This is a genomic window from Nocardia sp. 2TAF39, from assembly GCF_052114905.1.
Classification (GTDB): Bacteria; Actinomycetota; Actinomycetes; order Mycobacteriales; family Mycobacteriaceae; genus Nocardia.
In genome coordinates, this window is record NZ_JBFRFQ010000067.1 from 16851 (window position 1) to 27310 (window position 10460).

At 69.0% G+C, this 10460-nt stretch carries 1 protein-coding gene; it reads right to left on the minus strand.

Annotated elements, in window-relative coordinates:
• Positions 1-53: 53 nt before the first annotated feature.
• Positions 54-10460, minus strand: a 10407-nt coding sequence (locus tag AB4Z47_RS28610; protein ID WP_441955459.1) for an amino acid adenylation domain-containing protein, incomplete at its 5' end; no start/stop codon positions are given.

The window sequence follows — 10460 nt, forward strand, 5'->3', positions numbered from 1 at the left end:
TCATGGCCGCCCCGAATTCGGTGCCTATCCAGCGCCTGCGGGGCCCTCCGTGGTTACGCAGGCTCCTCCTCCGGGCCTGACCGCACACGCTGTGCCGTTTCGGCATCCGTCGGATCGAGCAGCTCGGACAATCGAGGACCGATCTCCGCCAATGCTTGCGGCGTTGTCATCTGATCGTGCACGACGCCGACCCGATAGTCCGCGACCCCGCCGTCGACATATGGTTGCCACCTGGACGCCGCGGTATCGTGGCCCGTCGCGCTGAAGTAGTCCAGCCTGCCGTGGAAGACCTCGGGCCGATGCTCTGCGATGAGCTCGGCCGAACGCACCGCTGCACGGTAGATCCGGCGCACCCGTTCGAGGGTGAGCACCGCCATATCCGGCGGGATCGTGGCATGCAGCGCGGCGAGCGCATCCTCGCTCAGATCGCGGATGTCGCCGTCGCCGGGCAGCAAGGCGTCCGCGCCGATGCCGAGTTCGGACAGCGCCTCCCGGATCGCCGCACGGAAGTCGGTGACGTCGATGTCCGGGTGGCTGTCCAGCATGGTCAGCAGCCCGATCTCCTCACCCGCGGCCTGCAGTTCGGTCGCCACGGCGTGCGCGAGGACACCGCCGAGCGACCAGCCCAGCAGGCGGTACGGCCCTTCCTGCTGCACGGCGCGGATCTCGGCCACGTAGCGATGCGCCATCTCGGTCAGCGAGTTCGGCAGGTAGCCGTCCTCGGTCAAGGCGGGTGACTGCAGGCCGAAGATCGGCGTGCTCGCGGGCACGTAGCGCGCAAGTCCCGCATAACACCAGGACAATCCATACATCGGGTGCAGGCAGAACAGCGGCTCGGCGGCGGCGGTGTCGTGCGGCACCATCGTCCGAATCGGCAGCAGGACGCCGAGTGCGCCATTCGAGTCCAGGTCGTAGTCGTGGTCGTCGGCCAGCGCCGCGAGGACTCGGGCCGACAGCGATGCCGGGGTGGAATCGGTGAAGAACCACTGCACCCGCACTTGGGCGCCGGTGAGCGTGCGCAGCCTGCTGACCGCGCGCGTCGCGATCAGCGAGTTGCCACCCAGGTCGAAGAAATCGTCGTCCATGCCGACGCGGTGCCCGTCACCCAGGTCGAGCACGTCGGCGAACACGTCGCTCACGGTCCGCTCCAGCGGCGTACTCGGCGCGCGGTACGGACGGCCCGCGAGCTGCGGCACCGGCAACGCGTCGCGGTCGAGCTTGCCATTGGCGTTCAGCGGCATCGAGTCCAGGATGACCACCGCCGAGGGCACCATGTAGGACGGCAGCGCGCCGCGCGCGTGCGACAGCAGTGCGGCCTCGTCGATGCGCTCTCCCGGCGCGGCGACCACATAGGCGACCAACCGGTCCCCGGCCGCGCCGGGCACCAGCATCACCGCCGCGTGACCCACCTGGTCGTCGCCGAGCAACGCGCTCTCGATCTCGCCGAGCTCGACGCGCCGGCCGCGCAGCTTGACCTGAGCATCGCTGCGGCCCAGGTATTCCAGCGCTCCGTCGTGCCACCGCACGATGTCACCGGTGCGATAGCCGCGCTCGCCGCCCGCGCACGCGACGAAACGCTCGGCAGTCCGGGCCGGCGCGCCGATATAGCCGCGGGCCAGCTGTACGCCCGCGAGGTACAGTTCGCCCACGGCACCCGGCGGCACCGGGCGCAGCTGCCGGTCGAGCACGTGCACGCGGGTGTTGGCCACCGGGATGCCGATCGGGATCACCACGGCGGCGGTGTCGCGCACCTGATGGTCGGTGACCACCGTGGCCTCGGCGGGGCCGTACCAGTTGACCAGGGCTGCGTCGGGGACGGCGGCGGCGAACCGCGCGGCGGTCTCCCCGGACAACGCCTCCCCAGCGGCGAATACCCGCCGCAGCAGCGGGTACGCCGCAGCGGGGTTGGTGACGGAATCGAGGAATGCGTCCAACATCGACGGCACGAAATGCACAGTGCTCACCGCGTATTCGGTGATGGTTCCGGCCAAATAGGCCGGGTCACGGTGGCCGTCGGGTTCGGCCAGCACGATCGCGGCGCCGGTCTGCAACGGCCAGAACAGCTCCCAGGTGGAGATGCCGAACGTGATCGGCGTCTTGTGCAGCACGACGTCGCTGCCGTCGTGCGGGTAGGCCAGCTGGGCCCAGCGGAACTGGTGGGCCATCTGCCGGTGCGTGACCATCACGCCCTTCGGGCGGCCGGTGGAGCCCGAGGTATAGCTGACGTAGGCGATATTGTCCGGACGCACATCGCTGTCCAGCCAGGGAACTGCGTCCAGCGGCAGATACAGCGTGTCCACCGCGACGACCGGAATCCCGGTGGCGGTATCGAACCGATCGGCCGTGGTGGTCAGGACACACACCGGATCAGCGGCGTCCAATACGTACTCGTTGTGTTCGGCCGGGTGCTCCGGATCAATCGGGACGTAGCCGCCGCCCGCCCGCAGCACCGCATAGAGCGTAACGATCAGGTCGATGCTACGTCGCATGGCCACGGCGACCAGCGTCTCCGGCCCGACACCCCACCGCATCAGCTCTACGGCCAATGCCTGTGCGCGCAAGTCGAGCTCGGCATAGCTGAGGGTGGTCCCGCCGAAGTGCACCGCAGGCGCGTCCGGTGTGCGCGCCACCTGCGCGTCGAACAGCGAAAGCAGCGTCGCGTCGTCGAGCAGTTCGGGCAGGTCGGTGGCGTTGTGTGCGACAAGCGCGGCGCGCTCGGCGTTCAGCAGCACGTCGATCTCGCCGACCCGCGCCTGCGGGCTGGCCACGAAGTGGCCGATCAGCATCGAAAGTCGTTGCGCGAACGACTGTGCCGCAGGTTCATCGAAAATGTCGCGTAGGTACTTCAGTGAGACCCGCAGCTGGTTGTCCAGCACCACCGTCACGGTGATCGGGTAATGGGTGCCGTTCACGGCGCCGACGCCGGTGACGTTGATGCCCTCGATGGTGCTGGCCTGGTCCAGTCCTTCCCGGTCCACCGGGAACGACTCGAACACGACAAGCGAGTCGAACAACCCTTCCACGCCGATGGCATTCTGGATATCGCTCAGGCCGAGGTAGTGGTGGTCGAGCAGCGCGGCCTGCTCGGCCTGTAGCCGGCGCAGCAGGCCGCCGAGGGTCTCGGTCGCGCCGAGACGCACTCGCACCGGAATCGCGTTGCGGAACAGGCCGACCATGGACTCGACGCCGTCGAGCTGTGGCGGCCGTCCGGACACGGTGGCGCCGAAGACCACATCGTCGCGATCGATGCTTCGACCGATCAGCACACCCCAGGCCGCCTGCACCACGCTGTTCACCGTGACGCCGAGACCTGCCGCGAGCCGGGTGAGCACAATGGTGTCGGCCTGGGACAGCTCGAAACCGACTTCGCCTGCGCCCGCGGAGATCTCCCGGCCGGGGTCGACCGGCGCCAGCGGTGTCGGCTCGGCGAACCCGGCCAGCGCGGTGCGCCACGCCGTGCGCGCCGCCTCCGCGTCCTGTGCCACCAGCCAGGCCAGGTACGTACGGTAGGACGGCACCTTGGGCAGGTGCCGCGATTTGCCGCCGAGCGCGTAAACCGTCAGCAGATCCTTGATCAGCAGCGGCATGGACCAGCCGTCGAGCAGGATGTGGTGACTGGTCACGAGCAGGTGGTAGACGTCGGCGGCGGAACGGATCAGCGCGAACCGCAGCAGCGGCGCGGTCCGCATGTCGAAGTGGTCGGCCAGGTCGGCGGCCTTGATCCGGGTCAACTCGGCCGCCGCAGGGCCTGGTTGCAGCGGCGAGAGATCGATCAGCCGCCACGGGACCTCCAGCGAATCCTGCACGACCTGAACGGGATTGCCTTCCACATCGTCGGCGAACGCGACGCGCAGGTTGTCGTGCCGGTCCAGCACCGCCTGCGCGGCCGCGTGCATCCGGTCGGCGTCCACCGCACCGCCCAGGTCGAGCACGAACTGGGTGGTGTAGACGTCCACCGAGGACTCGGCGAGTAGGGCATGGAACAGCATGCCCGGCTGCAACGGCGTGACCGGCCAAGCATCCGACAGGTTCGGGTAAGCGCGGGCGAACCGGTCGATGTCGGGCTGTTTGAGCCGCACCAGCGGGAAGTCCGACGGTGTGAATCCGCCCGCATCCGGACGAAGACCGTGTTCGGCGAGACCGCCGAGCGCACGGATCCAGTGCTCGGCGAAGGCCTTCGCCTCGTCGCCGTTGAAAGCAGCTGCGGCGTAGTCGAACCGGGCGAGCAAGCCGTCGTCGGTGGCGTCGACGGTCAGGACGAGCAGTAGGTTGCCGGCCGGGATGTCGGTGTGCACCCGGGCCGGGCGCAGATCCCGGTAGCGCAGTGCGAACCGGCCGCGGCCGAACCCGCGCAGTTCGGCCGCGGTGTCGGCGTTCAGGTAGGACAGCAGGCCGTAGCCTACGCCACGGGACGGCACCGATCTGCGCAGCTCTTTGATCTGCGCGATCGCCGCGCCCGCCGCGGGCCCGCCGAGCAACGCGTCGTCGATGTCGATCCTGGTGAGCCGCAGTGGAAGCGGATATTCGGTGGCGAAACCGCCCACCATGCTTTCCGCGTCGGCGTGCGCCGCCGTCCGGCCGTCGGCGGCCAGGCGGATCACCGAACCGACCGCGCGCGTGACGGTCTCACCCGCGGAAGTGCGCAGGGCCAGCGCCACCGCGGTGAGCAAGATGTCGTCCACGCCGGCGTGGTAGGCCTCGGCCGCGGCGGCGACGGCCCCAGCGCCTTCCGCGGTAATCGTGAGCGAAACCCGGCTGCGGGCACGCAGATCCCGCCCGTCGGCCACCGCGTCTTCCGGCACGGTGCCGAGTGACCGCCGCCACCAGTCCATTTCGGCCACTGTCGCCGGGTCGTGCGCGCGGGCCGACAGAGCGCGGATGAGCACGCCGAGACCGGACGCCGGCGCCGCAGGGGCAGCGTGACGGGCACGGTTCCACCGGACCGTCAACTGGTCGACAATCGCACGCCACGAGATGTCGTCGACCACGAGGCTGCTGGCCACGATGATCAGCGTGGAGCGGCCCTCGGGTCCTCCGGTGAGCACGAAGTGGATATTGCGACCCTGTTCCGGGTCCAGCGCCGCGGCGGCCGCCAGCACCACATCATCGATCGGCAGCGAGGTCTCGCCGCGCTCGGGATCAAGCCGGCGGAAAGCCTCGCCGGTGCGCTCGGTGACCGCGGGGATGCTCAGCATCGGCGCGCCGCCGCCGGCGTACTCCACCCGCACCCACAGCATCGGGTGCTGGTCGAGAACAGCGGCCACCGCGCCACGCACCGTCTCGACCGGGCAGGTCTCGGGGACGTCGAGGGCGATGGCCCGCACCTCGACGCCCGCGTCCAGCAGCCGTGCCGCGTTCGGCGTCAGCGGCAGCTCTCCCGCCTCGTCGTCGGGGCCGCCCTCTACTACGGCGGCGCGGGCCAGTGCGGCGACAGTACGGCATTCGAAGACAGCACGCAGGGGGAAGGTCACACCGCGGGTGCGTGAGCGCGCGACCACCTGGATGGAGACCATGCTGTCGCCGCCGAGCGCGAAGAAGTCGTCGTCCAAGCCGACCCGGTCGATACCGAGCACCTCGCCGATCACCTCGGCGATCACCAGTTCGGCCTGGGTCCGCGGCGCGCGGTAGGCGCGGATATCCACGGCCGGTTCGGGCAGCGCCTTGCGGTCCAGCTTGCCGACCGGCGTCAGCGGGATCTCGTCGAGCACGACGATCGACGTTGGAACCAGGTACTCCGGCAGGGTGCGCCCGAGCCGCTCGGTCAGCGCGGCAGGTTCCAGCGCCGAGCCCTTGGCGGGTAGCACGTAGGAGACCAGCGTCGTTGCGCCGGAGCCGGATACGCGGCCGATCGTGACGGCGAAGTCGACGCCCGGTTGGGCGGTGAGCACAGCATCGATCTCGCCGAGTTCGATGCGGAAGCCGCGCACCTTCACCTGGAAGTCGTTGCGGCCCAGGTACTCGACGACCGGTGCGCCCCCGGCCCTGCGCCAGCGCACCACGTCGCCGGTGCGGTAGAGGCGAGCACCGGGCGCACCGCACGGGTCTGCGACGAACCGCGCCGCCGTCAATCCCGGTCGCGCGTGATAGCCCCGCGCCAGCTGGATGCCCCCCAGATACAGCTCGCCTGCGACACCGTCGACTACGGGACGCAGCCTGCTGTCGAGCACCAGCGACCGCATGCCGCGGATCGGACCGCCGATGGTGACCGGATCACCGGGCCGCAACGGGTCGCTGATGTTGGTCATGATCGTGGTCTCGGTGGGGCCATACCCGTTGTAGAAGTCGCGCTCGGGAGCCACGGCCCACTGGGCCACCAGGTCGGCGGGCACCGCTTCGCCGCCTGCCACGATTGCCCGCATGCCCGCCAGTGCGTCGGGCTCGAGCGAGGCAAGCACCGACGGGGTGAGGAAGGCATGTGTGACGCCCGCGGCGCGGATCAGCTCGGCCAGTTCCTCGCCGCCGAAGGTCAGCGCAGGCGCCACCACGAGACCGCCCGCGGAGCCCAGCGCGAGCAGCAGTTCCAGCACCGACGCATCGAAGGACGGCGACGCGAACGCCAGTACGCGCGTGGACTGGTCGAGCCGGTAGCGCTCCCTCTGCTCGGCGGTGAAGTTCGCCAGTCCGGCATGGGTGACGACGACGCCTTTGGGCACGCCGGTGGAGCCGGAGGTGTAGATCACGTACGCGGCGTTGTCGCTGCGCAGCGGACGGCGCAGGTCGTCGGAGGTGAGTGGGCGATCCGAGCGCGCCTCGACATCGACGGTGAAATCGTAGTCGTCCAAGGCGACCCACGCGCCACCGGACAGGGCGGGCAGGTCGGTCAGCTCGGCGGTGAGCGTCACACCCAGCGTCACACCGGAATCGGCGACCATGTGCGCAATGCGATCGGTCGGGTGCGTCGGGTCGATCGGTACGAACGCCGCACCGCTCTTGGCCACGGCCCACAACGCGAGAACCGATTCGGCTGAACGCCGGATAGCGATGGCGACCGGCACGTCCGGGCCCGCGCCGCGGTCGATCAGCGCGCGGGCCAACTGCGCGGAGGCCTCATCGAGTTCGGTGTAGCTGAAGGTGTGCTCACCCGCGGCCACGGCTATGCCGGTCGGATTCGCGGCGACGGCGGCGGCCATCAGCTCCGGCAGCGTGCGCGACGGCACGGCTTCGGTGCCACTGCGCGCGATCAGGTCCGCCCGCTCCGCGTCGTCCAGGATCTCCAGGTCGCCGACTGCGGTGGTCGGGTTCTGCGCGACAGCGGCGAGAATGCGGCGGAACCGGCGACCGAAATCGACCACCGTCTGTTCATCGAACAGGTCACGGGCGTAAGCGAATTCGACAGCAAGACCGGCCTCGTCGCCCGCTTCGATGCGCTGCTCGCGCACACTCAGCAGCAGGTCGAACTCGGCGGTGTCGGCGGCCGGGTCGAGCGCGGCGACGCTGAGTCCGGGCAGCTCGAAGCTGGCGGCGGCGAGTTTCTCGAACGACAGCGCCACCTGGAAGAGTGGATGGCGACCTGCCGAGCGCTCGGGGTGGAGCGCCTCGACCAGCCGTTCGAACGGAATATCCGCGTTGGCGAAGGCGCGCAGATCGGTTTCCCGGTTGGCGGCAAGCAACTCGGTGAAGCCGAGGCCGGGCGCGACCCGAGTGCGCAGCACCACGGTGTTCACGAACATGCCGATCAGATCGTCGAGTTCGGCTTCGCCCCGTCCCGCGATCGGGGTGCCGATAGCGATGTCCTCGGTGCAGGACAAATGAGACAAGAAGACAGCAAACGCGGTGTGCACGACCATGAACAGGGTGGCGTTGTGTTGCCCGGCCAGCCCGGCCAGCGCGGTGTGCACGTCGGCGTCGACGACGAACTCGGTCTTGCCGCCAGCGAAGGACTGAGCGGGCGGACGCGGGCGGTCCGTCGGCAGGGTGAGCTCATCGGGCAGGCCGGCGAGTTCGGTTGTCCAATAGGCCAGTTGCGTGCCGGCGAGGGATTCGGGATCGTCGTCGGCGCCGAGCGCGTCGCGCTGCCATAGCGCGTAATCGGCGTATTGGACGGGTAGTCGCCCCCAGGACGGTGCTTCGCCGCCGCTGCGCGCGGCGTAGGCCAGCATCAGGTCCCTGGTCAGCGGGCCCATCGACCTGCCGTCGGCGCTGATGTGGTGTGCGACGAAGACGAGGACATATTCGGTGCATGCGAGCTGGAACAACCTGGTGCGGAACGGAACCTCGATCGCCACGTCGAATCCGCCGCCGACGACGTGCTGCACCTCGTGGGCGACGCGTTCGTCACCGATCTGCGTAAGCGCCAGGTCCACCGGCACCTCGTGCGGCGCCACAACCTGCTGCACCGGGCCGTTCGGTGTCAGCGGGTAGATGGTGCGCAGGATCTCATGGCGCGCGACGAGGTCGGCGACGGCCTGCTGCAAGGCGCCGACGTCCAGATCACCGGAGAGGCGGACCGCGGCCGGAGTGTTGTAGACCGAGGCCGAGGTGTCGAACTGATTGAGGAACCACATGCGCTGCTGCGCAAAGGACAGCGGTAGGTAATCGGGCCGCTTCCGAGCAACCAGCGGGATGCGCGTGCGCTCCCCCGCGCCCTGTTCGACCTTGCTCGCGAGTCCGGCGACGGTGGACGGCGCACGAAACTCCGGAACCTCGAGTTCCGGCTCGGGCAACGCCTTCCGATCCACCTTGCCGTTCACCGTCAACGGCAACGCATCCACCACCACAAACGCCGACGGCACCATGAATGCTGGCAGGCCCGTTGTCAGCTCGGACTTCACCCGCACAACATCCACACCCGCGTCGGCCTCGGCAGGAACCAGATAGGCCACCAGACGATCACCGGTTTTCGGATCGGACTTCGCGACCACCGCCGTCTGCGCGACCTCCGGCAACGCCGACAATGCCGCCTCGACCTCACCCAACTCGATACGGAAACCACGAATCTTCACCTGGAGATCCGTGCGACCCCGGTATTCGAGCTCGCCACTGGCATTCCACGCGACAAGGTCACCCGTGCGATACATTCGGGTGCCGGACTTGAACGGGTTGGCCACGAACCGATCCGCGGTCAGATCCACCCGGCCGAAGTAGCCGCGAGCAAGTTGCGCACCCGCCAAATACAACTCACCCGAAACACCCACCGGCACCGGCCGCAGCCGGGCATCCAGCACGTATACCCGGCTGTTCCACTCCGGCACACCGATCGACACCGAGGTCTGGTCGGACTCGCTCACCCGGTGGCACGTGATCGATACCGCCGCCTCCGTCGGACCGTACAAATTGAACAGTGCGACATCCGGATACGTCGCGCGGAAGCGCTGGGCCAGCGCGGGGGGCAGCGCCTCACCGATGGCGAGCACCCGCCGCAGCGACCGCGCCTCGGCGGCGTTGTCGGCGGACACCCAGTGCGCCAGCAGCGCATCCAGCATCGACGGCACCACATGCAGCGTCGTGACCGACTCCCGCGCCATCAGCTCGCTCAGGTACGCCGGATCGCGATGTCCCTCCGGCGCCGCGATCACCAGCCTGCCGCCACACACGGCGGCCGACCAGAACTCCCACACCGACAAGTCGAACGTCGTCGCGGTGTCGAGCAGCACCGCGTCGTCTCCCATCAGCTCGAAGGCGGCGGCCTTCCAGAGCAATTGGTTCACGATCGCGGCGTGCGGCACGGCCACACCCTTCGGGCGGCCGGTCGAGCCCGACGTGAAGATCACGTAGGCCGTGTTCTCCGGACGCAGCGGTGCGATCCGCTCGGCGTCGGCGATCGGCCCGCTCAGCACGGACGCCAGTTCGAGGTCGTCGAGCCGCACCACCGGCACGATATCGGTGTCGAACCCGGCATCGGCGTCGGTCAGCACGCACACCGGCGCGGACGAGGCCAGGATGTAGGCGGTGCGCTCGGCAGCCTGGTCCGGATCCACCGGCACGTACGCGCCACCTGCCTCGGCCACCGCGTACATCGCCACAACCAGATCCATCGACCGGCGAAACGCCAGCGCAACCCGCGACTCCGGACCGACACCGACGGAAATCAGGTAGCGGGCCAGGCGATTCACCCGGGTGGCCAGTTCGGCGTAACTCAGCTCCCTGCGCCCACCCGTGGGAGGGTCCGCGACCAGCGCGACCGCCCCTGGCACTGTCATCACCGACCGCCGCAGCAACGATCCCAACTTCGCCGCCGTCGCTACCGTGTGTGCGGTGTCGTTCCACACCGCGAGCACGTCGGTGCGCTCGGTGTCGGCAAGGATGTCGATGTCCCCGACGGGAACCGCGGCATCGGCGACCACGAAGGACAAAATCCGCGCCAGTCGGTCGGCGAAGCCTTGCACTGTTGTGGCGTCGAAGAGGTCGGTGGCGTAGGTGAAGAAGCCGCGGATGCCGGTGGGTGCACCCGATTCGTTATAGGTGTCGCCGACGATCAGGTGTAGATCGAATTGGGACACATCCATATCCGTGTCCACGCC